Consider the following 24,143-nt stretch of genomic DNA (forward strand, 5'->3'; position numbering starts at 1 on the left):
AATTTGTCCCCAGAAACCGGGGCAACGGTCATGACAATGCCGTGGCTGGGAGCGCGCCATGAGCTTGCAAGGGGTCTAGAGAATCCGGGGCGATTCAGATCCTGAAACTCATCAAATTTGAACTAATCATAACGCCCATCCCCCTAACGCTGTGCGGCTAACCCCTGGCTCAGGTCGACCCTGAGCTGCCTAATTACACGCAAAGGTCCTGGTAAATCATGAAGAGTGAACAAGTAGAAGGTGTTGTAGAAAAGCTCGCTGGCAAAGCGCAGGGCGCCGCCGGGAAACTGTTTGGTGATTCGAAGCTGGAAGCCGAAGGTGCTGCTCGCCAGGCCGCGGGTCAACTGACCCAAAGCTACGGCGATGCACTGGACAGCGTGTCTACGTTCGTTAAAGAGAAGCCCGTTGCCGCACTTGCAATCGGTGCAGTGGCCCTGCTGGTGCTAAACCGTCTCCTGCGCCGCTGAGGCACGAAGGGCGGCCTCTACAGAGGGCAAGTATCAGGTTTGTGCTGCCCTCTTGCGATCTGACTTCGACACTAGCCATCTTTAGATCCGGGCGAAGGTGCTGTCAGTGAAGTTCGCGGTTGATAAGGCCAGCCTCGCGCTGGTCTTTTTGCATCCTGTACCGTGACGTGTCTAGAACAGACCTATGGCAAAAACCGCCAGATTCAACGCTATTCCTGAAGCCACCCAGCCAAAGGCTATCGAGGCCTCGAACGCCTTGCGTGAAGGCGTAAAAAAAATCGCAAGCAATGCTCCGACCAGGATGCCGGGAAAGCTGAAGAAATAAATCAGCCAACCCATCGACTCCGTGACCCAGATGTCGAAAAGAACAATTCCCTGATTGCTGCCTCTGGGGCGAGCTGATTTTCGTAGAGCTTGGAAAGCAGGGTAGGGATCTAATCTGAGTTCGGCATCGGCGCTCATCCAAAGAGCAAACGGAGTACCCGTTGATGCAATTCAGGCATTTTAAGTTCGGTCGGTGGGATGCCGCAGAATGGTTATTGCGGTGCACAGTCCGAAATTGTGCAGCGGAAAAGATAAGGGCCTGCATGAATTTCATCATGCAAGCCCTTGATATCTTTGGTGCCCGAACCCGGAATCGAACCGGGACGCCCTTACGAGCGGGGGATTTTAAGTCCCATGCGTCTACCAGTTTCGCCATTCGGGCGGTAGCGCGTGTAGCAGGGTTGGGAATATATAGATCCAAACGCTTGGGCGCAAGGTCAGAGGCCAGCTTTATTGCACCGTTGATGGATGAAAAAGCTCGTTAGATCAGTGATCTACAGGGGCTTTTAGAAGAGATTCGGAGGAGCCCTACAGGGTAGGGGGCGGACCTCTGGCAGGCGTGACGGCGAAGGCCGAATGGGGTTTACCGCAAGCCCTGTGGCGAGCAGGCTCGCCACAGGAAATTGCGCGACTAAACGAAAGGCTGGCCGATGAACCCGCGTGGCAAGCGCTGCAAGCCGGGGAGGTCGGTGAGGCGTTGCGTCCACGCGCTGCGCCAGTCACTGGCGGCGTGGGTCTTGGCTTTACGATTGGCGCGGCGGGCCGCGTTACGCTGGGTGCGGCGTGCTTCCTTGTAGGCCTCGGTGTTGCGGCAGGTGCGGCATTTGACGCGGTTCAGCTCGGTGCTGGACGGGAGGTTGGTGCCGTGGTGGCCGCAGGCCAGATGCCCGGCGACTTTGAAGTGAATGACCATGTAAGCGTCTCCTTCTTATAGGGTACGCGCACCGGTAAACCCACAATGCGCGCGGGGAGGGCGGGTGGTGAAAAATCCCGGCACCTGAAGTTACGACCCCGCGCACCCTGTGACGTTCGCTTATGCCCTTCAAACGAATAGACGCTGCGCCTATTGCTAGTCGATCAGTGCCAGCAGGTCGGTATCACCCACGTCCACGCCCGCCTGGGTCAATAACGTTGTGACTTGGCCACGATGGTGGGTCTGGTGGTTGAAAAAATGCACCAACAGGCTGAAGAACGGCTTGTCCGCCGCGACGCCGCGCATGTTGCGGTACTGCAGGCGGTGGTCGAGGTCGCTGTCGCTGAGGCTTCGGGCCCAGTCGATGATCATCTGGTCGAGCCAGGCGCGCCGGGCTGCCAGTTCGTGCAGGTCGGTGAAGGCCAGATGCTTGAGGTCGGGCGGTGTGGCGACGGCGCTTAACGGGGCCAGTGCCGAGTAAGCGGCGGGGTGCAGCGCAAAGCGTTTGAGCCACACCGTGTCGCCCAGGACCAGGTGGTTCAGGGTGCCGAGGATCGAGCCGAAGAACGCCCGGCGGTCCTGCACCAAGGCTGCCGGGCTCAGGCTGGCGGCCGCGTCGTAGACCTTGCGATTCATCCACTGGTTATAGGTCGCCATCAGCGCGAGCTGTTCGGTGCGGTTCACGGGCTTTATCTCTGATTGGTGCAGTGGCGCCATCATAAGGTGTGGCCGCCCGGCGGTCATGGTGTTCCGGCAGCCTAGAACCGCACCGTTGCCCCGGTGGTCAGCCACTGGTCGTGATCCCCGCTCAGGTTTCGCCCGAGCACCAAGTCCACATCAACCGCTTGGCCCAGATGAAATCGCGGCCCGGCTTGCCATGCCTGGTCGCCGCCTTCCTGGCCGTAGCGCTCGCCGATCAGGGTTAACGCGCCTGCCACCTGGTACTCCACACCAGTGCCCCAGGTCAGGCGGTGGTTTTGCTCGCCGCCGTTATAGGCATGCGTCCAGCCGCCATTGAGGTTCAGGCGCAGCGCCTCTACGGGTTGCCAGGTCAAGGGCAGGTTGAAGTCCGCGCCGTCGAACGCATGCTCGCGGCCCAGCGCAAAATGGCTGGTTGCCGAAATCGCCAGTTGCAGGCCCAAGTCCTCCCGCGACAGTACCTGGGCTTTGACCTGCGGGCTGACCTGAGTCTCGGCGTCGCCGGTGCCACTGGCGCGAGACAGTGCCGCGCTCCATTGCACGCCTGGCAGTGCGCTCAACGTGCAGGCGGGGTTCAGGGTTTCGTTGTGGAGGCGGCCTTCGTGACGATTGGCGGTGTACCAGGCGTCGACATTGCAGGTGCCCGGATCATTCACCGCGCCGTCATCCACGGTGTACGACCCCCCGGCTGCCTGGGCCTTGGAAAATACCGCGATCAGTAGAATCAGGCCCAGGGTCACGCCGATAAAGATCAGGTTGCGCTGCAGCGCACGCCGCTTGGCCGCTGGCAGCAACAGCAGCGTGTGACGCGCGCCGCGATACTGGCGCGCACGGTATTTGGCAAACCCGTCGTGACGCTGCGGGCTGTGTTTTTTGTGCATGATGCACCTCGCTTGAATTCAGCTTTCTACGGTCAGCACCGAAATGCCGCTGGCTTTGGCCTGGCAGACCAGCTCGGATGTGTCATCACCACCCGGCAGGGCGATGACCACGTCGGGGCGGCTGTCGGTCAGCATGAAATGGTTGCGCTGGCGTTCCGCCTGCTTGCCGTGGCGTTGCCAGTTGGGCGGGTAGCGCACCACGTCGATGCCCAGTTCCCGGGCCCATTCCTCGACGTCGCTGCCGAGGAATTGGTTGCCGCCGTGGATCAATACCTGCACGGGGCGCAGGCGGTGGTAGGCGTCCAGCACTTGGCGGGACTTTTTGGTGTCGGCGTAATGACGACCTGCACAGATCAAGACGCGCATAGTCAGAGTCCTTGTGGTGCACGGTGACGGCCGAGCGGCCGCCACCGTTTAAACGGCAGGTGATCAGTACCACTGCTTGAAGCGGCGGATGTAGATGGTTTTCATCAGTTGCGCCACGCAGCAGTAGCTGAGCAGCGTGCCCACCAGCCATGGGAAGTAGGCCATCGGCAGCGGTTGCAGGCCCACCAGGGTGCCCAGCGGTGAGAACGGCACGTAGATCCCCAGCGCGATCACGATGCAGGTCATCATCAGCACCGGCCAGGCCGCCGTGCTCTGGAAGAACGGGATCTTGCGGGTGCGCAACATATGCACCACCAGGGTTTGCGAGAGCAGCCCTTCGATAAACCAGCCGGACTGGAACAGGGTCTGCATTTCCACACTGTTGGCGGCGAACACGTACCACATCAGGGCAAAGGTGGTGATGTCGAAGATCGACGAGGTCGGCCCGATCCAGATCATGAAGCGGCCGATGTTTTTCGCATCCCACTTGCGCGGCTTGGCCAAATATTCCTTGTCCATCTTGTCCCACGGCAGGGCCAGTTGGGAGATGTCGTACATCAGGTTTTGCAGCAACAGGTGGATCGACAGCATCGGCAGGAACGGGATGAACGCACTGGCCACCAGCACCGAGAACACGTTGCCGAAGTTGGAGCTGGCGGTCATGTTCAGGTACTTCATGATATTGCCGAAGGTTTCGCGGCCCTTGAGCACGCCTTCTTCGAGCACCATCAGGCTCTTTTCGAGCAGGATGATATCGGCCGATTCCTTGGCGATGTCGGTACCGCTGTCCACTGAGATGCCTACATCGGCATCGCGCAGGGCCGGCGCATCGTTGATCCCGTCACCCAGGAAACCGACGGTGTGGCCGTTGGCTTGCAGGGCTTTGAGCACCCGGGATTTTTGCAGCGGGGTCAGCTTGGCGAACACCGTGCGTTCTTCCACGCGGCGCAGCAGGGTCGCGTCGTCCATGGCTTCGATTTCCACGCCCAGCAGCGGCTGGCCTGGCTCGAGGCCGACCTGGCGGCAGATCTTGCTGGTGACCACGGCGTTGTCGCCGGTCAGCACTTTCACCGCCACGCCGATTTGTTGCAGCGCGGCAATCGCTGGCCCGGCGGTTTCCTTCGGTGGGTCGAGGAAGGTCAGGAAGCCCTGGATCACCAAATTGCGCTCATCGGCAGTGGTGTACTGCTGGCGGGCCAGGGCTTTGGGGATGTTACGGGTAGCCACCACCAGGACACGGAAACCGTCTTCGTTGTAGTCGTTGGCAATCGCCAGCAGCTCCTCGCGGCGGCGCTCATCCAGCGGCACGGCGGTGCCGGCCTCCAGCACATGTGTGGAGATGCCGAGCATTTCTTCCACGGCCCCCTTGCACACCAGCAAGTGGTCGGCAGCGGCGTCCTTGACCACGATCGACAGGCGACGGCGCACAAAGTCGAAGGGCAATTCATCGACCTTGCCGTACGCAAACGGCACCTGGAACTTCGGATTCTGCTCCGAGAACTGCACCACGGCCTGGTCCATCAGGTTTTTCATGCCGCTCTGGTGGTAGCTGTTGAGCCAGGCCAGGGACAGCACCGCATCATCACGCTGGCCAAGGGCATTAACGTGGTGTTCGAGGATGATTTTGTCCTGGGTCAGGGTGCCGGTCTTGTCGGTGCACAGCACGTCCATCGAGCCGAAGTTCTGGATCGCGTTAAGGCGCTTGACCACCACTTTGCGCTTGGCCATGGCCGTGGCGCCCTTGGCCAGGTTGGCGCTGACGATCATCGGCAGCATTTCCGGGGTCAGGCCTACGGCCACCGCCAGGGCAAACAGGAAGGCATCGCCCCAGTCACCCTTGGAGAAGCCATTGAGCAGGAACACGATCGGCACCATCACCAGCATGAAGCGGATCAGCAACCAGCTGACGCTGTTCACCCCACGGTCGAAGGCGGTTTGCACCCGCGAGCCGACAATCGCCTTGGCCAGCGAGCCAAAGTAGGTGCGCGGCCCGGTCGCCACCACCACGGCTTTGGCCCGGCCGCTGACCACGTTGGTGCCCATGAAGCAGATGTTCGCCAGGTCCAGCAGGTTGCCCTGGTCGGCCGCCGGGGAACTGGCGGATTTTTGCGTCACATCCCCCAGGGTGTCGTATTTCTCGACCGGCAAGGCTTCACCGGTGAGCACGGCCTGGCTGATAAACAGGTCGCGGGACTCGATCAGGCGGATGTCGGCAGGGATCATGTCGCCGGCCGACAGCTGCACGATATCGCCAGCCACCAGCTCACGCATCGGCACTTCACGCAGTGCTGGTTGGGTGCCGACCTGTTGGCGGCGCAGCACAGTCGCGGTGGTGCGCACCATGGCTTTCAAGGCTTCGGCGGATTTGGCCGAGCGGTGTTCCTGCCAGAAACGCAGCAGGCTGCTGAGCAACACCATGGTCATGATGATCACGACTTTGGTCGGGTCGGCCTCTTCGCCGTCCTGCATCGGCAGCCAGCAATCGGTGAAGAAGCTGATGCCGCCCAGGGTCAGCAGCACATAGATGAAGGGGTTGTTCAGGGCCTGCAGGAACTGGACGATGGCGTGAGGCGGCTTGTCATGCGCGACTTCGTTGTAGCCTTCGCGTTGCAGGCGCGCTGCGGCGTCCAGCTCGGTCAGGCCATCCTGTGTGGCACGCACGTTGGCCAGGGTGGCAGACAGGCCGTTGTGGGCCTCGCGGGCGGCACGCATCGACAGTTTGGTGTCGGTGCCTTTTTTGTTGTGCAGTGGCGGGTTTTTTACGGCGCTCATTGTGTGTACTCCTGTCGCCAATTCTCGACAAAACATACCCGGTACTTACCTGATTACAGGCGAGCGAAAGCATGCCGAGCCGCGGACTTCGCGATCGGTTCAAATTAGATATTCGTATAACTTCTGTGGCGGCGTTAGTTAACTGACAGCCAGCCGAGTACCACTGGATATGTTCATAAAGAACTCCAGGTTATTCAGTAAGGAAGTTGCTGTTTCCAGCGGTTTAAGCGGCGCGAGCGCTCAGGTAAAGACCGAGCATCAGGCCGGCTTGCGCCAGGCTGGAAACGGTCGGTCTCTGTGGGTCTTGAGGGTCGGCGTGATCCCAGTGCTGCTGCAGTTGGCCTGTGGTTGGGCAGACACGCCAGTGTGCCAGCGGATGGGCCGGGCGCACTTGAGGGGAGGGTGCGGAAAACGTCGAGCGGGTCGGCGAAAAGCCGCTGGGCTCGCGGCACAGCTTGGCCCGCAGGGCTGCGGTCAGTGTCCGTACATCAGGCAAAACAAGGGTTTGGAAGGTCATAACACACCTCGGGACCGGACGCGCATCCGGTGAGGCAGTTACGGTGGAGCATCAAGCTCTAGCGCAGCTTACCGGACGGTGGAGGCGAGTCCTGTCATATTCTGGGTTTGGCGCCCGATGCCCGCAGATGCGGTGCTCGGACAGCGACTAGATACTGTGTCCATTGGCTTCTTTTGTGAGGTTTAAAAAAGGCCCCAGTTGCGGGCACGGGCAATCTACTCAGCCAGTTACAAAATGTCAACGCATGAATAATTAAAATGCCCAATGTTCAGAGTCGGTTCAGAGTTTATTCAGATAAGCCGCAAGTTACGCGACCGATAACTTCATATACCGTGTGCGGCCAATACTGCCAGATACATCAATACCATACCGCACGCGCCATAACTGATGCGTTGCCACAACGGCGAGGCGTTCTTGCGCAGCAGGTTGACCAACCCCGCGATCAGAAAGCACGACAGCACCGAAGCCAGCATGAAGCCTGCAAAAAACATCAGGGTTTGCCCATGACTGGGCGTGGTACCAACGATGCCGGACAAGGCACTGCCCAGCGCGCCCCAATACACAATGTTCTTGGGGTTGGCCAGGGAGATCGCCGCGCCGACCGCCAGCGCGTTTTGCTTGCCTGCCGGGGTGCTGTCCGCTTCGGGCAAGTGCCAGGCGTCAAGCAGGCTGCGCAGGCCCAGCCAGGCCAGGTACAGCGCGCACACCACCGTCAGCGGTACGCGCACCGCGTCATGTTGAATCAGCAGCGCGATACCGGTCAGGCCAATCACCGCCCATACGGCGTCACCCACCAGCGAACCGAACTGCACCAGCAAGGCCGGGGTAAAACCGTGGAGCAAGCCACGCCGTAGCGTCTCCGCCAGCACGGCGCCGGGGGAGAGGCAAAACACAAAGCCGAATACCAGCGCGTAGAAGAAGATCGTCAGCATGCCCGCGTTCCTTTGAATGATGGCAGGCAGTCTGCAGGGGCATCAGCGGTGTGTCTTGAACCAGATTGCGCTGCTCAGCGTTTCAATACGCTTTGGTAGCGGCCCGGTGTGATGCCGTAGGCGGCGCGGAAATGTCGGTTGAGATGGCTTTGGTCGGCAAAGCCCAGGTCATGCGCAACTTCGGAGGCCGCCATGCCCTTGCGCAACATGCCCTTGGCGCGACGGGTGCGTAACTGCATGGCCCACTGGCGGGGGCTTAGCCCGGTTTCCTTCTGGAAGGTGCGCAGCAGGTGGAATTTGGACAACCCCAGCTCTTCGCCGAGGTGTTCCAGCGCCAGCGACTGGTGCAATTGCTCGGCCAGCAATTCCTGGGCGCGGCCGATCAGGCTTTTGCCGGTTGCCGCACTGCCGGGCAGGCGCACGCCACTCAGGTTGACCACTTCGCCGAGCAACAGGACCAAGGCGTCTTCGCTCAATTCGCGGACCCGCGCATCGCTGCTTAACGCACCGCGCACCGTGTCCGCCAGGCGCCGGGCCAGATCCGGCTGGAAACACAGCGAACGGTCGAACTCCAGATGCGCCAGCCCCAGGTCGGCCGCCAACTGGTCCGCCGTCACGTAGAGGCTCACAAACTGCCAGGGCGCGCCGTCCGCCGCGCCGCCGCCCTGGATCTGGCCGGGGTTGTACAAGGTGATCGACCCCGGCCCGGCCTCGAACTCGCGGCGGTCCAGCCACACCTTTTCCTCGCCCAGCAGGTTCACGCCAATCACGCATTCGTCATGGCTGTGGCGCGCAAAGGTCAGGCCGGTGCAGGTGGTGCTGCTGATTTCGTAGTTGCCCAGCCAGGCGTGTTGCATGGTACTCATCGAGTCGGCTCTTCGAGTAGGAGGTTGCTCAGCATACGTGGATAGCCCCGGTGACGGACAGCCTAGAGCGCCGCAATGCGCTCGAGCTGCGCCTTGAGTTCGGCTGGGCTCAGGCGAGCAAAAGGCAGGGCGAAAAACGCCCGGCAGCGCGTGGCAATCGTATCCAGCGTGGCGTCGAAGGCGGCTTGCACCTGTGCTTCATCACCCTGGACCTCCGACGGGTCTTCCAAGCCCCAATGCGCCTTCAGCGCCGGTCCGAAATACACCGGGCAGGCTTCCCCGGCAGCCTTGTCGCACACGGTAATCACCAGGTCCGGCGGGCTGCCTTCAAACGCCGCGTTGCCCTTGCTGTACAAGCCCTCGGTGCTGATGCCCGCTGCCTGCAGTGTGCTGAGGCTGCGGGGCAGCACCTGGCCCTTGGGGAAACTGCCGGAGCTGGTCGCCGCGAACCCCGGCGGCGCCAGGTGATTGAACAGCGCTTCGGACAAGATGCTGCGGCAACTGTTGGCGGTGCACATAAACAGGACTTTCATCGTTAGATACTCAAGCGCAACGCGAGGGCGGCGAGGGTGATCAACAGCACCGGCAAGGTCAGCACGATCCCGACCTTGAAGTAGTAGCCCCAGGTGATGGTGATACCTTTGCGCGCCAGGATATGCAGCCACAGCAAGGTCGCCAGGCTGCCGATAGGGGTGATTTTCGGGCCCAGGTCGCTGCCGATCACATTCGCGTAGATCATCGCGTCCTTGACCACGCCCACGGCGTGGCTGGACTCGATGGACAGGGCGCCGATCAACACGGTGGGCAGGTTGTTCATCGCCGATGACAGCAAGGCCGTCAGCACCCCGGTGCCCATGGCCGCGCCCCATACGCCGTAGTGGGCGAACGTGTCGAGCCAGGTCGCGAGGTAGGTGGTGAGGCCGGCGTTACGCAAGCCGTAGACCACCAGGTACATGCCCAGGGAAAAGATCACGATCTGCCACGGCGCTTCCTTCAGCACCTTGCGCGTGGAGATCGTGTGGCCCTTGGCGGCGATGACCAGCAGCAACACGGCACACACTGCGGAAATCGCGCTGATCGGAATGCCCAGCGGTTCCAGGGCGAAGCAGCCGACCAGCAGGATGCCCAGCACCCACCAGCCGGCGCGGAAGGTGGCGCGGTCGTGGATCGCGCTGGCCGGGTCTGCTAGGTCGGCCGGGTCGTAGGCCTGCGGGATATCGCGGCGGAAAAACCACAGCAGTACCGCCAGCGTGGCCGCGACACTCACGAAATTCACCGGCACCATCACTGCGGCGTATTCGTTGAAACCGATCTTGAAGTAATCCGCCGAGACGATATTCACCAGGTTCGACACCACCAGCGGCAGGCTTGCCGTGTCGGCGATAAACCCCGCGCCCATCACAAATGCCAGGGTCGCCGCCGGGGAAAAACGCAGGGCCAGCAGCATCGACATGACGATGGGCGTCAGGATCAGTGCCGCGCCGTCATTGGCGAAAAACGCCGAGACCAGCGCGCCGAGCAGCACCATGTACGCAAACAAACGTCGGCCGCGGCCACGTCCCCAGCGCGCCACATGCAGCGCGGTCCAGGCGAAAAAACCGGCCTCGTCCAGCAACAGGCTGATGATGATCAACGCGACAAAAGTGCCGGTGGCATTCCAGATGATGTGCCACACCACCGGGATATCGGCCAGGCTGATCACGCCGCAGGCCAGGGCCAGGATCGCGCCCATGGTTGCGCTCCAGCCCACCCCCAGGCCCTTGGGTTGCCAGATGACCAGCACGATGGTGAAGATAAAAATCGCAATTGCGACAAGCATGAGTAAACGCTCCGATGGCTCAGCAGCAGGTGCTGGCCCGTTGTGGTCTGTTGCCCATTGCACCCAGACGCTGCGCGTCGCTGTGCAACCATGGCTGGTTGGCTTGCAGGGTGGTATCCAGCACGTCATTCACCCACTGGGGCAGTGCCGGGTTGATGCGGTAGTAGATCCATTGCCCTTGACGACGATCCAAAAGCAGCCCGCCACTGCGCAGTTGCGCCAGGTGGCGGGAGATTTTCGGCTGGCTGTCATCCAAGGCATGGATCAGTTCGCACACGCAAAGTTCGCCTTCACGCAGGATCAGTAACGTCAAACGAGCCCGGGTGGCATCGGCCAGGCATTTGAACAGGGTGGGCGGGGAGAAGAGGTCCGACATGATCGAGGTCTGCGTATATATGGAAATTCGAATATACGAATTTCCATATATGTAGGTCAAATCCTGAATTCGACTGACGTGGATCAAATACCCGCAAATCAGCCACAAGTGTCTGAAATTAAAATGAAACACGAATGTCCTAAAGTGCCTCCCCATTGCTGATGAAGGAAGACCCCCGCGTGACCCGTGCCACTCGCAACCTGCGCAAGACCTTGGATTCCGTCGCGGAAAATAACGAAACCGCGGCGTTCGACCTGATGCGCGCCGTCGAAAAACTTGGCGATGAGGTGCTGCGTCAGCGCTTGCTCAATACCATCCACCGGCTCAACCAGGACGCCCACGAACTGCGCGAAGCACGCGATTCGGTGGAGCAGGTGTCGGTACGCCTGGCCTGAGCAAGATCGTTCAAGACAACTCCCTGGTTTCGCTGGCATGCTTGTCGACTGTCTGTCGATGAGCCGTCTCAATGCCTACCGCCTTACCTCATTACGCCTTCGCTCGCGGCGCGATCGCCGTTATCCCCCTGTCCCTGGCCTGTGCGCCCTGGGGCCTGCTGGCCGGTTCGATGGCCATTGATGCGCAATTCACCCCGTTGCAGGCCCAGGGGTTGTCGGCCATCGTCTTCGCCGGAGCAGCTCAACTGGTCGCCATTGGCATGGTCAAAAGCGGCGCCAGCTTGATTTCTATCGTGCTGACCACGTTGCTGCTGACCTCGCAGCATTTGCTGTACGGCATGCACTTGCGCCCGATTCTTTCCCCGCTCAAACCCCGCTGGCGCATGAGCCTGGGGTTTCTGCTGACCGACGAGTTCTTTGCGCTGGTCAGCCACTACGACCGCGAAACCTTTAACCGCTGGTATGCCCTGGGTGTCGGGCTGACGTTTTATATCGCCTGGAACCTGTTTACGCTGGCCGGCATCGTGCTCGGCAAAAGCATTCCCGGTCTTGATCAACTGGGCCTGGAATTCTCGATTGCCGCGACCTTTATCGCGCTGATCACCCCGGTCGTGCGCGATGTGCCGACCGTGGTCTGCGTGGCCGTGTCGCTGCTTTTTTCGGTGTGGTTGAGCTTTTTGCAGTGGGAATCGGCGGTGGTGGTGTCCGGCGTGCTGGGCATGAGCGCAGGGTTTGTGTGCAAGCGACTGGGAGTCGGGCAGCGATGATTTACCTGATGATTGTGGCCATGGGCCTGGTGGTGTTTCTCAACCGTTACCTGTTTATCGAGCCGCGTTTGCCGGTGCGCCTTAACCGTGGAGCCCGGGAGTTCCTTGGGTTTGCAGTGCCGGGCATGCTCACGGCGATTTGCGGGCCGATCATCTTCCTTGCTGAGCATAAGCTCAACCTGAGCCCGGCCAACCCTTATCTGCTGGCTGGCATTTGTGCGGTGGGGTTGATGTTCTGGACGCGCAATGTGTTGATCACCGTGCTGCTGAGCATGGGGTTGTTCTATCTGTTTCGCTGGTGGTTCTGAGCTGCGCACAGGCGAAAAAAGCCCGCGGGAGAGCGGGCAGAAGGGAGACTTCTTAAAAATGAGCCTGTCGACTATAGGCGGCGCGGTCGCCCGGCACAGTGAAACTAAATTTATACGGCACCCGATGGCACGGGGTATCACCGGTTATCCAGGTTAAAGCGCACCTGCTAATGGTAAAGTCGCGTTTTTTCCAAGGAGGCGATGGCATGCGGAAGGTCGTAATGGGCGCAATGGTACTGGCGGCGCTGGCTGCACTGGCCGGTTGCGCAGGTTCGAAGATGAAAGAGGCGCGTGCAGGCACTCCCTACAAGACCATGGCGTCGGACAAGGCCACCCTGGTGGTTGCCGAATGCATTCAGTTCGGCTGGCAGGACGAAAGTGTATTTGGCGTGGACGCCGGCGGCTTCAAGGAGCCGACCGGTGCCGGCGGTTTTACCGTCTACACCACCGGTGGCGATTACTTTGTCGATGTGCTGAGCGTGGGCGCAGGTTCCACCGTCAACTACTACGCAGGCGAAGACAACATGCCTGCCAAACGGCGTCTGGCCGCACTCGCGACCTGCCTGTAATCCGTTGCCTTAGTGCTTTTAGGAAATGCCTGGCGGGACACTCGCCGGGCATTCGCTTATGATTCACCCGCTTGCCCGACATGATGGCTCTTTACCAGTACACGGACGTCGAGGCCTAACCGTCGGGCGAGCACCTTTTTTGCTTATCGCGGCATGAATCCCAAATGCCAGCGCCGGGGAATCTTCAGTGACACCAGCCCCAGCAGCCCCGCCAACACGCCGCTGACCAGCAACGCCTTCAGGCCCATCTGCTGCTCCAGCAGCGCGCCAATCACCGCGCCCACAAACATCCCCGCCCACGGAATCAGCTGCACCCGCCAGCCGTTGCGGCGTTCCCCCAGCATCCAGCGCCCCAGCCCGCGACCAAAGCGCGAGAGCGCCCCGGTGACATAGGTGAGGCCTACCGGCAACCCGTTGACCTCTTCCACGGCCGCATTGAGCATGCCCATCGCAATGATCGCCGCCAGCAGCGCGGGCAAGGCGTTGGCAAACGGCAGGAACGCCCCGCTGCAGAGCAATGCCGCAATGCACAGCAGCAGAGGCAGGGCATGGCGCCGGCTGAGGCGGCTGACGATCACCCCAAGTGCGTTGCCCACCACGAAGGTGGCTACCAGCAACAGCAGGCGCCCGGTCAACCCGAGATCACCAGCACTGATGGCCACTGCCAGGCGCGTGGTGTTGCCGCTCATAAACGACACAAAGTCACCGCTGGCCATAAAACCAATGGCATCAGTCATGCCTGCCAGCACTGACAGGCTGGCCACCAGCATCATCCCGACGCGGCCACGCCAGCGCTGTCGATGGGCGAGTGCGGGGTTGGCGTAAGGCTTGCGGGGCGTGGGCAGCATGGGGCCGGGTTCCTCGGTGAGATTATCCGGCCACTACCGTAGGACGCTTTGCGAGTGCGCGCAATGGCCTCACACACACTCCAGGTGCCAACCTTCAGGCTGCCAGCTCAGGCGATGGGTCGGCTGGATCGCTTGCACAAACGCCGCGTCATGGGACACCACCAGCATCGCCCCGGTAAACCCTTGCAGCGCCTGTTCAAAGGCCAGCACTGATTCCAGGTCCAGGTGGTTGGTGGGTTCGTCGAGCAATAGCAGTTGCGCGGGTGTTTCCCGCCACAGCGCAATCGCCATCGCGGCTTTTAAACGCTCACCGCCGCTGAGCTGCCCGGCCGGTTGGGTCACTCGCAATGCGTCCAGTTGCAGCAAGGCCAGGCGCGTGCGCAGTTCGGCTTCCTCCAAAGGGCTGTCGAGTTGCTCGACCAGCGAGCGGTGACCCTCCAGCAGCGCCAGATGCTGGTCGATATACGCGCTGGGCACCGGCACCGAACACTCGCCACTCACCGGCTGCCAATGCCCTGCAAGCACCTTGAGCAAAGTGGATTTGCCGCAACCGTTCGGCCCCTGCACGGCAACGCGTACCGGGCCCGTGAGGTGCAGCGTGAGTGCCGGGTGCTCCAGCCAGGGTAATTGCGCATCCACCAACGCCACGACGTGTCGACCATTGGGCACCGTAGAATCGGGTAAGGCCAGCAGGGTCGGGGTCTCGTCCGCCACGCGCGCGTAAGCCTGGCGCACCTGATCATCCAGTTCATGTTTGTGTGCGTGATGAGCGCTGCGCACGCTGCTGACGATTTCGCTGGCCGCGCCTTTCCAGCGAGCCTTGGTGAACCGGTCGACATTCGCGGTCTCGGCGTGTTTACGCGAACGGGCCGCGTTGCGTTGCAGGCTGTCGTGATCTTTTTGCAGGCGCCGGCGTTCGCGGCTGCGCTCCACACGCGCATGCTCCAGCGCGGCGACGGCAGCGTGTTGTTCGGCCTCGCGTTGAAGGCGATAGGCCGCATAGTTGCCGCCATACACCCGGGGGCCCAGGGGGGACAGCTCGATGATGCGCGCCAGGCTATTCAGCAATTGCCGATCATGGCTGACCACCACCAGGCCGCCGCGCCATGCCTTCAGCATGCGCAGCAGCCACGCACGGCCAGCGCTGTCGAGGTGGTTGGTCGGCTCGTCGAGCACCAGCAATTGCGGTGCGGCCAGCAATGCGCCGATCACCGCCAGCCGCGCCCGTTGGCCGCCGCTGAGTGGGTCGGCCGGCGCCTGCACAGCAAGCTGCGCAAGGCCCGCGTCATCCAGGGCGGCGCGCAGGCGTTCGGCGAGGTCCCAGCGATCATTGATCACCTCAAGATCATCGACACGCGCCACACCCGCGGCCATGCGCGCCAGTGCCGCCAGCGCCTGCGCGGTCCCTGTGATATCGGCGACGGTTTGCCCTGCCGCAACCGTCACGCCCTGCGGCACGTAAACCACATTGGCCGTGCGTTTGAGGGTGCCGGAGGAGGGGGAGCACCCCGGCGATCAATTGGGCGAGGATACTTTTACCCTGACCATTGCGCCCCACGATGCCGGTAGGCGTGTGATCGATGCACAGGGTCAGGTCTTGCAGCAAGGTTTCGCCATTGGCGAACTGGAAGCAAACGTGTTGCAAGGAAACCAGAACGGGCAGCCGGTTGACGTCAGTCATCAGCACCTCCAAAAAAATGTCGAGCAGGCCAACAAGCGCGTCGGGCGGCTTGTTGCAGATACATTTTGGAAGGCTTAGAGGTTCACGTCGGCGGTCATCCTGAGCGTCAGAAGGGGGGCAAAGCCTAACCCGTCTTGGCTTTTTTCGGCAAGTCTGCTGCCAGTTGTTCAAGGAACATGGCCAGCGCCACTTCCTCGGCCTTGAGCCCTTTGCGCAGCCGCGGCTTGGGCAATTTGGAGAGTTCACCGAGGCTGAAGTGCTCGAGCACCGCCGGATGGATATAACATTTGCGGCACACGGCCGGCGTGTTACCCAGCTGCTTGGCGACATCCTTGACCATCGCCACCACATGCCGTTTGGCGTCGGATTCCGGCTGCCACTGCAATTCGCGCAGCACGGCCAGCGCCATGGCGGTGCCGGCCCAGGTGCGGTAGTCCTTGGCGGTGAAGTCGGCGCCGGTGAGGTCGTGCAGGTAGGCATTCACGTCATGGGAGCTGACGGTGTGGCGCTCGCCGTCTTCATCCAGGTACTGAAACAGGTTCTGCCCCGGCAGTTCCAGGCAGCGCTTGACCACCGTGGCCAGGCGCCGGTCCTTGACGCTGACCTGGTGCTCCACGCCGCTCTTGCCGCGAAACTGGAACTGGATCTCGCTCCCTTTCACATCGACATGGCGGGTGCGCAGGGTGGTCAGCCCGTAGGATTTGTTGTCCCGGGCATATTGGGTATTGCCGACGCGGATCAGCGTGGCGTCCAGCAGCATCACCACCGTGGCCAGCACCTTTTCACGGGTAAACCCCGGCTCGGCGATTTGCGCTTCCAGCTGTTTGCGCAGTTTCGGCAGGGCGTTGCCGAACTCCTGCAGCCGAGCGTACTTGTCGCTGTCGCGCACTTCGCGCCAGCGTGCGTGGTAGCGGTACTGCTTGCGCCCCCGCGCATCGCGGCCGGTGGCTTGCAGATGGCCACACGGGTCGGCGCAGATCCACACATCGGTATAGGCGGGGGGCACCGCGAGGGCATTCAGGCGCTTGATCTCATCGGCGTCCTGGATACGCTCGCCTTTGGGATTGAAATACTGGAACTTGCCGCGCAGTTTTTTACGGCGGATACCCGGCTGGGTATCGTCAACGTAATGCAGGTCGCGGGGCAAGTCGGCGGGCAGCGCAGAATCGGGCATGGTACGGGTTCCTTGGCAACGGATCAGGCCGGTATTGCTGATTGACCGCAGCGCTTTGCGGTCGTGCCAAAAGGTTTGTTACGCCAGCACCGCGACCGCCTTGATCTGTGCCCACAGCGTCTGGCCGGGGTGCAATTGCAGCTGGTCGCGGGAAAACCGCGTGATCCGCGCCAGCAGCGGCGTGCCATCGGCGTCCAGGCGCACCAGCACGTGGGCGCTGTTATCCGCCGAGATTTCCTGGCTGACCGTCACCGGCAGGCGGTTGAGGATGCTGCTGTGTTCCCCGGCTTGCAGGCTGAGGCTCACGTCCCGCGCCTGCACCTTGACCCGCAGGGTTTTGCCGACGGCCAGCGGCGCATGGGCCACGCGCAACTGCTGGTTGCTGTCGGGAAACTGCAGTGTGAGCAGTTGATAGTGCGCGTCGTAGGCGCTGACGCTGCCGTTGATCACCACGCCGGCGTCATCCCCCAGCGCCATGGGCAAGTCGAGCCGGGCCAGGGTTTCACCGATGGGGCCGCTGGCCAGGGCCTTGCCATCGCTGAGCAGCACGATGTGATCGGCCAGGCGCGCCACTTCATCCTGGGCATGGCTGACATACAGCACCGGGATATCCAACTCGTCATGCAGGCGTTCGAGGTACGGCAGGATTTCGCCTTTGCGCTTGCTGTCGAGGGCGGCCAGCGGTTCATCCATCAACAACAGGTTGGGGCTGGTGAGCAGCGCACGGGCGATGCCGATACGCTGGCGCTCGCCGCCGGACAGGTGCTGCGGGTGACGCTCAAGCAAGTGGCCGATGCCCAGCAGCTCGGTGGCCTGGGCCATATCGACACGCCGTTGCTGACGCGGGATGCGCTTGAGGCCGAACTCCAGGTTGGCGCGCACCGACAAATGTGGAAACAGGCTGGCCTCTTGAAATACATAACCCAGCGCCCGCTTGTGCGGCGGTACGAACCGCCCGTTGCGGCTGTCTTGCCAGACTTCATCGTTGATCTGGATAAACCCGTCCTCGGCGTGCTCCAGCCCGGCGATGCAGCGCAGGCAGGTGGTCTTGCCGGAGCCGGAATGCCCGTATAGGGCGGTCACGCCGCGCCCGGGCAGGTGCAGATCGACATCCAAGGCAAAGCTTGCGTATTTCAGGTTCAAACGCACATCAATCATCGCCATCAGCTCCAGCCCATCTTGGTTTTACGGCTGGAATACAGCGCCAGCAATACGAGGAACGCGAACACCACCATCGAGCCAGCCAGCCAATGGGCCTGCGCATACTCCATGGCTTCGACGTGGTCGTAGATCTGCACCGAGACCACGCGGGTTTTGTCGGGGATATTGCCGCCGATCATCAGCACCACGCCGAATTCACCGACGGTGTGCGCAAAGCCCAGAATGGAGGCGGTGATAAACCCCGGGCGCGCCAGGGGCAGGATCACCGTGAAGAACGTGTCCCACGGGTTGGCGCGCAAGGTTGCGGCCACTTCCAGTGGGCGCGTGCCAATGGCGCAGAAGGCGTTTTGCAACGGCTGCACCACAAACGGCATGGAATAGATCACCGAGCCAATCACCAACCCGGCGAAGCTGAACGTGAGGGTGCCCAGGCCCAGCCATTGAGTGAACTGGCCGAAGTAACCCTTGGGGCCCATGGTCAACAGCAGGTAGAAACCGATCACCGTGGGTGGCAACACCAACGGCAAGGCGACGATTGCCCCGATCGGGCCGCGCCACCAGGAGCGGGTGCGCGACAGCCACAGGGCAATCGGAGTGCCGATGACCAGCAGGATCACGGTGGTCAGTGACGCCAGTTTGATGGTCAACCAGATTGCCGAAAAATCGGCACTCGAGAGTGGCATTTACTGGGCCAGCTCGTAGCCGTAGGACTTGATCACCGCAGCGGCTTTCGGCCCTTTGAGGTACTCGACCAGTGCCTTGGCGGCGGCGCTGTCCTTGCCTTTGTTGAGGATGACCGCGTCTTGCTTGATCGGGTCATGCAGGGCGGCCGGGACGATCCACGCCGAACCGCTGGTGAGCTTGCCGTCTTTATAGATCTGCGACAGCGCGACAAAACCCAGCTCTGCGTTGCCGGTGGAGACAAACTGATAGGCCTGGGTGATGTTCTGGCCTTCGACGATCTTGTCCTTGACCTTCTCGGTCAAGCCTTCCTTGGCCAGCACCTGCGTCGCGGCCAGGCCATACGGTGCAGCTTTAGGGTTGGCGATGGAGAGGTGCTGGTATTCGTTCTTCTTCAGCACGTCGCCCTTGGCGTCCACATAACCCTCTTTGGCCGACCACAGCGCCAGGGTGCCCACGGCGTAGGTGAAACGCGAGCCTTTGACGGTGTCGCCTTCGGTTTCAAGTTTTTGCGGGGTGGTGTCGTCGGCACTCAGGAACACTTCGAACGGCGCGCCGTTCTTGATCTGGGTGTAGAACTGCCCGGTGGCGCCGTAAGCGGCGACCAGCTTGTGACCGGTGTCTTTTTCGAAGTCGGCGGCGATGGCCTGGATCGGTGCGGTGAAGTTGGCCGCGACGGCCACCTGGACTTCATCGGCATGGGCCGAACCGAAGGCGAGGGCGGCAACCAGGATGGCCAGGCGTGAGGCGTGAATCTTCATGAAGCAGCTCCTTGAGATGTATACGGCTTGTTATAGGGAGAAGGCATTACCGCTATGTATGGGAATATATAGCGGTTGGCCATTGCCGGTACAGTGCAAAGTTGCCTGCTTTTACTTGAATTTCGCCAGCGTCTGTTCGGCCAGTTCACGGGTCAGGTCATAGGTGGTGGTGTCTTTACACAGGCGCAGCGCCTGCCCCGACCACAGGTTACTGAAGCCTGCTTCATCCTTGGCCTTGAGCGGTATCAGGGCGCCGCCGGAGGTCGGAAACGCCGGCGCCGCCGGGTTGATCGCACCCAGTTCACGCATCACCCGGTTGACGATGCCTCGTGCCGGGCGCCCGGTAAACAGGTTGGTCAGCGCAGTTTCGCTGGCTTGGGCGTGGCGCAATGCATGGTGATGGGACGCGGTGACGTTGGCTTCTGGGGTAAACAGGTAGGCGGTGCCGATCTGCACCGCCGAGGCGCCGAGAGCAAACGCCGCGACAATCCCACGCGCATCCCCAATACCGCCGGCGGCGATCACCGGCACGCTGACTGCATCCACGACTTGCGGCAGCAGCGCGAACAAACCGATCTGGGTATTGAGGTCGTCACTGAGAAACAATCCACGGTGCCCGCCCGCTTCATTGCCCATGGCGATGATTGCATCGCAGCCGTGTTGCTCCAGCCAGACTGCCTCTTCCACGGTGGTGGCCGAGGACAGCACTTTGGCGCCGGTGGCTTTTACCCGGTCGAGCAAGGCTTGTTCCGGCAGGCCGAAGTGGAAGCTGACCACTTCGGGGAGGAATTCTTCCACCACCTGGCATGCCGCTTCGTTGAACGGTTCGCGGTTGGACATGGGCGTCGGCGCATCAAAATCAGCGCCCAACTCGCGGTAGTAGGGTTCCAGCAGGTCTTTCCAGCGCTTGTCGCGTGCTGCATCGGGCGCGGGCGGCTGGTGGCAGAAGAAGTTGACGTTTAGCGGCCGCGAGCTGGCCTGGCGAATGGTGGCCAGTGCTTCGCGCAGTTGCTCGAGACTCAGCGCCGCAGCCGGCAATGACCCCAGAGCGCCTGCTTGATTGGCGGCGATGACCATGGCCGTGGTCGTCCCTACGGCCATGGGCGCCTGAATGATCGGTACTTCAATACCCAGCAGGTCGAGAAGGCGGGTGTCTGGCCAGGTGCTCATGGGGTGTGTCTCCAGCGTTAGTGAGGCTTTTCGCTGTTTTAACAGGGCCCTTGGCACCCGGCCAGTCTGTTTTATTCACTGGACGAGGGCGGCTTTTCGTGGTGCGCCATCAGTTGATGGCGTGCCCCAGGACCGCATGGATGCGCGCGGCGATATGCGCGGCGTGGGTTTCCAGGGCGAAGTGGCCGGTGTCCAGCAACTCCACCACGGCGTTGGCGTTATCGGTTGTGTAGGCGTGGGCACCTGGCGGGATGAAGAACGGATCGTTCTGGCCCCAGATCACCAGCGCCGGCACTTGAGTGGCTTTGAAAAACGTCTGGAACGCCGGGTACAGCGTCAGGTTGTTGCGGTAGTCGAGGAACAAGTCCAGCTGGATCTCGTCATTGCCGGGGCGCTGCATCAACAACACGTCGAGCATATAGGATTCCGGCGCGACCAGTTCCGGCTGGTTTACACCGTGCAAGTACTGGTAGCGCGTGCCTTCCAGGCTGATGACGGCGTTGCGGATCACCTCGCGATTGGCCTGGCTCGGTTCGGCCCAGTAGGCCCGAATCGGCGCCCAGGCATCACCCAGACCTTCCAGGTAAGCATTGCCGTTTTGCGAGACCAGTGCGCTGACCCGTTCCGGGTGCGCAACCGCCAAACGCAGGCCCACCGGGGCGCCGTAATCGAACACGTACAGCGCGTAGCGGCTCAGCTCCAAGGCCTCCACAAAGTGCCCGACGGTGCGCGCCAGGTTGTCGAAGGTGTACACGTAATCACGCTCAGCCGGCACTTCGGTGAAGCCGAAACCCGGCAGGTCGGGGGCGATGATCCGAAAGCGCGTGGCCAGCAGCGGGATCAGGTCGCGGTACATATGGGAGGAGCTGGGGAAGCCGTGCAACAGCAGCATCACCGGGGCGGCAGGGTCGCCGGCCTCACGGTAGAACATGCGGATGCCATCGACATCGACGTGGCGGTAGTGAACAACGGGAGCTTGAGTGGTCATGGTAAGAGCACCTCTGTAACTGTTTAAAATTGATATACGGGTTACCTTCGCAAAAAGCTGCGCTTAATTTAGTAACCTGTCAAATTAATTTATCTGGTTAGCTATTAGGTTTTAGTAACTACCCATAATGCTAAATAGCGGTTACGATGCCGAGGCTATCAAAGAGGATTGACCATGCTTACTCCGTCTCTGGAACCCTACGTCCTGGCCGATGACCCGGTGCTGGACATGCTAAACACACGTGCCAATGTCGACGCAGAACCCTTTGACTTCTGGCAAAGCGACGCGGACGTCGAGCGTTGGCTGGTGCGTTTGGGGTGGGCCGAGGAGGGCGGGGTGCCGGCCTTTGAGTCAGGTGCGTTGCTGGCTGCAGCGGTGGAGCTGCGGGAAGTGGTGCGCGCCCTGGTCGAGCGACGCAAGGCCGCAGAACAAGGCGACCCGGCAGCGCTGAATGGCTTTTTGCGCAAGGCGGTCAGTCACCCGCAATTGGCCTGGCCGGCGCCGGGCGAATTGCGCCTGGAGCGTCAGCGCAAACTGCAAACCCCGGAGCAGTTCCTCTCGACGATTGCCGAAGCTGCCGCGGGCTTGCTGGTGGACGGGGATTTCAACCTGATCCGTACCTGCGAGCATCCTGAATGTGTGTTGTGGTTTTACGATCGCACCAAGGCCCATAAACGCCGCTGGTGCAGCATGGCGCTGTGTGGCAACCGGCATAAGGTTGCGCAGTTTCGCAAGCGCCAGCAGCTTTAAGACTCGCTTTCGCGCTCCAGCAACTGGCGTTTACGTTCTACGCCCCAGCGGTAGCCCGATAAGTCACCATTGCTGCGCACAACGCGGTGGCACGGGATTGCCACCGCCAGGCTGTTGGCGCCGCACGCCTGGGCCACGGCGCGAAACGACTTCGGTGCGCCGATGCGTTGGGCGATTTGCGCATAGCTGGCCGTGCTGCCCGGTGGAATTTCGCGCAGCGCCTGCCACACCCGCTCCTGAAACGCCGTGCCGCGCAGGTCCAGCGGCAAGTCCAGGCCAAGGGCCGGTGCTTCGATAAGCCCGACCACCTGGGCGATCAGCTGTTCGAAGCGGTGGTCGGCGCCCACCAGACTGGCCTTGGGGAATTGGTCCTGCAGGTCACGCACCAGTTTGTCCGGGTCATCCCCCAGCAAAATTGCGCACACGCCACGGCTGCTTTGGGCCACCAGAATCGCGCCCAGCGAGCATTGCCCGACGGCAAACAGGATTTGGTTATTGAGGCCGCCCGCTTTGTAGTCGCTGGGCTTCATGCCCAGTACCTGGTCGGCGGACTCATAAAAGCGGCTGTTGGAGTTGAAGCCTGCGTCGTACAGCGCCTCGGTCACCGAGTGCTGGCCTTTGAGCCCATCGCGCACCTTGCGTGAGCGATGGGCGCTGGCGTAGCCCTTGGGCGTCAGGCCGGTCACGCTTTTGAATACCCGGTGGAAATGGAAAGGGCTCAGCCCGGCTTGGGTCGCCAGCGTATTAAGACTGGGTGAGGTGTCGGCTTGTTCGATCTGCCTGCATGCCTCGGCCACCAATTGGGCATGGTGCGCGGCTAACTGAGTCTGGTCGCCGGCGGCGCGTTTGCTGGCGCGATACCCCGCGGCCTCGGCCTGCGCCGGGCTGTCAAAAAACTCGATATTTTCCGGGCGTGGCAAGCGTGAGGCGCTGCTGGGGCGGCAGTACACGCCGGTGGTTTTTACGCCGTAGACGAACAGCGCGTCGGCCTTGGGATCGCGGGCGAGAATCGCCGCCCAGCGCGGGTCTTGTTCGGTGGTCATGGTCGGCACTCTTGACGGATTCTGGCCAGATTAGTCGTGCCGCACTCGGCAGTGCACTCCGAAGCTTGCGGTCAAATCAACCGGCAGTGCGAAAGGTCAGATTAATCCGTTGTGGGCCCATGACGCTATGCACGCCTTCCTTGATCGGCAGCACCCCATGAAACCGCAGGCGGTCGACCCCGCCCCAGACCACCACGTCGCCATGAAACAGCGAAACCTTGAGGGGCTTGTCACCGCGCTCATGGCCGCCAAACAGAAATACCGCCGGCAGCCCCAGGGACACCGACACCACTGGTTCGCTGTAACGACGTTCGTTCTTGTCCTGGTGCAGGGACATTTTGGCCCCCGGCACATAGCGGTTGATCAGGCAGGCGTCGGGGGCGAAGTCGATAAACCCGGCCTCTGCCGCCGCCTGTACGGCCAACTGGCGCAAGGCATCCGGCAGGGCGGGCCAGGGCTGCTGACTGCGAGGGTCCAAGGGCGTGTAGCGATAGCCGGTTGTGTCGCTGGCCCAGCCCAGGTCGCCGCAACTGCTCAAGGCCGCCGACATGGTAAAACCGCCGGGCGTGACCATTTGTCGAAACGGTGACTGTGCCAGCACACGGCGCAGTTCCGGCAGAAGACGCTCAACCCAGGGTAGGGCATAGCCCCTTAACACGTAGGACTGCTCGCCGATTTGCTCGCGCCCTGCCGGTTGCTGCAGGGCGTCATCGGCGAACAGGTCGGCGGTGGGGCCGGGCATGGCTTAGAGCGCCTTGCTCACGTTGATGTCGGTGATTTCATCACTGGCATCGTGGATTTTTGCCAGGGCTTGCCTGGCCTCTTCCACGCTGTTGGTCTGCAATTGAGCGAACTCAAAGCGGCGTTCGCCGTTGAGCTTGTATTTGATTACGTATTTGGTGGTAGCGGTCACGG

Annotated in this window: 28 protein-coding genes, 1 tRNA gene and 1 pseudogene; 6 read left to right on the forward strand and 24 right to left on the reverse strand. The window is 61.7% G+C overall.

Annotated elements, in window-relative coordinates:
- The first annotated feature begins 218 nt into the window (after positions 1-218).
- Positions 219-467 (forward strand): CsbD family protein, encoded by a 249-nt coding sequence (locus tag LRS56_10785; GenBank protein ID WDU64898.1) that lies wholly within the window; start codon positions 219-221, stop codon positions 465-467.
- Between the two features lie 171 nt (positions 468-638).
- Here the strand turns inward: LRS56_10785 and LRS56_10790 are convergent, their stop codons facing one another.
- The 13 genes from LRS56_10790 to LRS56_10850 all read right to left on the reverse strand — a co-directional run bounded on the left by LRS56_10790 (position 639) and on the right by LRS56_10850 (position 10,932).
- A complete protein-coding gene (locus tag LRS56_10790) occupies positions 639-929 on the reverse strand; it encodes a hypothetical protein (GenBank protein WDU64899.1) in 291 nt (96 codons plus the stop codon).
- A 157-nt stretch (positions 930-1,086) separates the two neighbouring features.
- A tRNA-Leu gene (locus LRS56_10795) sits at positions 1,087-1,173 on the reverse strand.
- A gap of 249 nt (positions 1,174-1,422) precedes the next feature.
- A complete protein-coding gene (locus tag LRS56_10800; GenBank protein WDU64900.1) occupies positions 1,423-1,704 on the reverse strand; it encodes a hypothetical protein in 282 nt (93 codons plus the stop codon).
- 156 nt (positions 1,705-1,860) lie between these two features.
- On the reverse strand, positions 1,861-2,388 hold the full coding sequence (locus LRS56_10805; GenBank protein WDU64901.1) for a DinB family protein: 528 nt from the start codon (positions 2,386-2,388) through the stop codon (positions 1,861-1,863).
- A gap of 74 nt (positions 2,389-2,462) precedes the next feature.
- Positions 2,463-3,284: a hypothetical protein gene (locus LRS56_10810; GenBank protein WDU64902.1), complete on the reverse strand. Its 822-nt coding sequence runs from the start codon at positions 3,282-3,284 to the stop codon at positions 2,463-2,465.
- Positions 3,285-3,302: 18 nt separating this feature from the next.
- Positions 3,303-3,650, reverse strand: a complete 348-nt coding sequence (locus LRS56_10815; protein ID WDU64903.1) for an SLOG family protein — start codon at positions 3,648-3,650, stop codon at positions 3,303-3,305.
- Between the two features lie 63 nt (positions 3,651-3,713).
- Positions 3,714-6,422 carry a magnesium-translocating P-type ATPase gene (mgtA, locus tag LRS56_10820; protein ID WDU64904.1) on the reverse strand — a complete coding sequence of 903 codons (2,709 nt, stop codon included), beginning with the start codon at positions 6,420-6,422 and terminating at the stop codon, positions 3,714-3,716.
- Between the two features lie 223 nt (positions 6,423-6,645).
- A complete protein-coding gene (locus tag LRS56_10825; protein ID WDU64905.1) occupies positions 6,646-6,939 on the reverse strand; it encodes a hypothetical protein in 294 nt (97 codons plus the stop codon).
- 323 nt (positions 6,940-7,262) lie between these two features.
- Entirely contained in the window at positions 7,263-7,871 is a 609-nt protein-coding gene (locus tag LRS56_10830) for a LysE family transporter (GenBank protein WDU64906.1), read from the reverse strand.
- A 74-nt stretch (positions 7,872-7,945) separates the two neighbouring features.
- Positions 7,946-8,884 (reverse strand): AraC family transcriptional regulator, encoded by a 939-nt coding sequence (locus LRS56_10835; GenBank protein WDU65723.1) that lies wholly within the window; start codon positions 8,882-8,884, stop codon positions 7,946-7,948.
- Positions 8,800-9,270, reverse strand: coding sequence for an arsenate reductase ArsC (locus LRS56_10840; GenBank protein ID WDU64907.1), 471 nt, complete (start codon positions 9,268-9,270; stop codon positions 8,800-8,802). The genes LRS56_10835 and LRS56_10840 overlap by 85 nt, the downstream gene beginning before the upstream one ends.
- Positions 9,271-9,272: 2 nt before the next feature.
- Complete coding sequence (locus LRS56_10845; protein ID WDU64908.1) at positions 9,273-10,556, reverse strand: arsenic transporter; 1,284 nt, start codon at positions 10,554-10,556, stop codon at positions 9,273-9,275.
- 19 nt (positions 10,557-10,575) lie between these two features.
- On the reverse strand, positions 10,576-10,932 hold the full coding sequence (locus LRS56_10850) for a metalloregulator ArsR/SmtB family transcription factor (GenBank protein WDU64909.1): 357 nt from the start codon (positions 10,930-10,932) through the stop codon (positions 10,576-10,578).
- A 179-nt stretch (positions 10,933-11,111) separates the two neighbouring features.
- Between LRS56_10850 and LRS56_10855 the strand changes: the two genes are divergently transcribed.
- The 4 genes from LRS56_10855 to LRS56_10870 all read left to right on the forward strand — a co-directional run bounded on the left by LRS56_10855 (position 11,112) and on the right by LRS56_10870 (position 12,971).
- Complete coding sequence (locus LRS56_10855) at positions 11,112-11,327, forward strand: hypothetical protein (GenBank protein ID WDU64910.1); 216 nt, start codon at positions 11,112-11,114, stop codon at positions 11,325-11,327.
- 71 nt (positions 11,328-11,398) lie between these two features.
- On the forward strand, positions 11,399-12,094 hold the full coding sequence (locus LRS56_10860) for an AzlC family ABC transporter permease (protein ID WDU64911.1): 696 nt from the start codon (positions 11,399-11,401) through the stop codon (positions 12,092-12,094).
- Positions 12,091-12,402: an AzlD domain-containing protein gene (locus LRS56_10865; GenBank protein ID WDU64912.1), complete on the forward strand. Its 312-nt coding sequence runs from the start codon at positions 12,091-12,093 to the stop codon at positions 12,400-12,402. The genes LRS56_10860 and LRS56_10865 overlap by 4 nt, the downstream gene beginning before the upstream one ends.
- A 206-nt stretch (positions 12,403-12,608) precedes the next feature.
- Positions 12,609-12,971, forward strand: a complete 363-nt coding sequence (locus tag LRS56_10870) for a hypothetical protein (GenBank protein WDU64913.1) — start codon at positions 12,609-12,611, stop codon at positions 12,969-12,971.
- Between the two features lie 143 nt (positions 12,972-13,114).
- Here LRS56_10870 and LRS56_10875 read toward each other — a convergent pair whose 3' ends face one another.
- From LRS56_10875 to LRS56_10910, 8 genes and pseudogenes are all read right to left on the reverse strand, one after another.
- Positions 13,115-13,819: a YoaK family protein gene (locus tag LRS56_10875; GenBank protein WDU64914.1), complete on the reverse strand. Its 705-nt coding sequence runs from the start codon at positions 13,817-13,819 to the stop codon at positions 13,115-13,117.
- A gap of 69 nt (positions 13,820-13,888) precedes the next feature.
- Positions 13,889-15,500 (reverse strand): annotated as a pseudogene (locus LRS56_10880) (ATP-binding cassette domain-containing protein).
- Between the two features lie 124 nt (positions 15,501-15,624).
- Positions 15,625-16,674, reverse strand: coding sequence for a DNA topoisomerase IB (locus tag LRS56_10885; GenBank protein WDU64915.1), 1,050 nt, complete (start codon positions 16,672-16,674; stop codon positions 15,625-15,627).
- Between the two features lie 78 nt (positions 16,675-16,752).
- The gene (gene modC / locus LRS56_10890; GenBank protein WDU64916.1) at positions 16,753-17,832 is read right to left on the reverse strand and encodes a molybdenum ABC transporter ATP-binding protein; all 1,080 of its coding nucleotides are present in this window, start codon (positions 17,830-17,832) and stop codon (positions 16,753-16,755) included.
- Between the two features lie 5 nt (positions 17,833-17,837).
- Entirely contained in the window at positions 17,838-18,518 is a 681-nt protein-coding gene (gene modB / locus LRS56_10895) for a molybdate ABC transporter permease subunit (protein WDU64917.1), read from the reverse strand.
- Positions 18,519-19,277, reverse strand: coding sequence for a molybdate ABC transporter substrate-binding protein (gene modA, locus LRS56_10900; protein ID WDU64918.1), 759 nt, complete (start codon positions 19,275-19,277; stop codon positions 18,519-18,521).
- 111 nt (positions 19,278-19,388) lie between these two features.
- Entirely contained in the window at positions 19,389-20,447 is a 1,059-nt protein-coding gene (locus LRS56_10905; protein WDU64919.1) for a nitronate monooxygenase, read from the reverse strand.
- Between the two features lie 109 nt (positions 20,448-20,556).
- Positions 20,557-21,435 carry an alpha/beta hydrolase gene (locus LRS56_10910; GenBank protein ID WDU64920.1) on the reverse strand — a complete coding sequence of 293 codons (879 nt, stop codon included), beginning with the start codon at positions 21,433-21,435 and terminating at the stop codon, positions 20,557-20,559.
- Between the two features lie 174 nt (positions 21,436-21,609).
- Here LRS56_10910 and LRS56_10915 point away from each other — a divergent pair, with 174 nt between their 5' ends.
- Entirely contained in the window at positions 21,610-22,185 is a 576-nt protein-coding gene (locus LRS56_10915; protein ID WDU64921.1) for a CGNR zinc finger domain-containing protein, read from the forward strand.
- Here the strand turns inward: LRS56_10915 and ada are convergent.
- From ada to LRS56_10930, 3 genes are all read right to left on the reverse strand, one after another.
- Complete coding sequence (gene ada / locus LRS56_10920; GenBank protein WDU64922.1) at positions 22,182-23,228, reverse strand: bifunctional DNA-binding transcriptional regulator/O6-methylguanine-DNA methyltransferase Ada; 1,047 nt, start codon at positions 23,226-23,228, stop codon at positions 22,182-22,184. The genes LRS56_10915 and ada overlap by 4 nt on opposite strands.
- A 76-nt stretch (positions 23,229-23,304) precedes the next feature.
- Positions 23,305-23,970, reverse strand: a complete 666-nt coding sequence (gene alkB, locus LRS56_10925; GenBank protein ID WDU64923.1) for a DNA oxidative demethylase AlkB — start codon at positions 23,968-23,970, stop codon at positions 23,305-23,307.
- Positions 23,971-23,973: 3 nt separating this feature from the next.
- The gene (locus LRS56_10930; GenBank protein WDU64924.1) at positions 23,974-24,141 is read right to left on the reverse strand and encodes a hypothetical protein; all 168 of its coding nucleotides are present in this window, start codon (positions 24,139-24,141) and stop codon (positions 23,974-23,976) included.
- Positions 24,142-24,143 lie beyond the last annotated feature (2 nt).

The sequence above is a fragment of the Pseudomonas poae genome (genome assembly GCA_028869255.1).
In the GTDB taxonomy this organism is placed as follows: Bacteria; Pseudomonadota; Gammaproteobacteria; order Pseudomonadales; family Pseudomonadaceae; genus Aquipseudomonas; species Aquipseudomonas poae_C.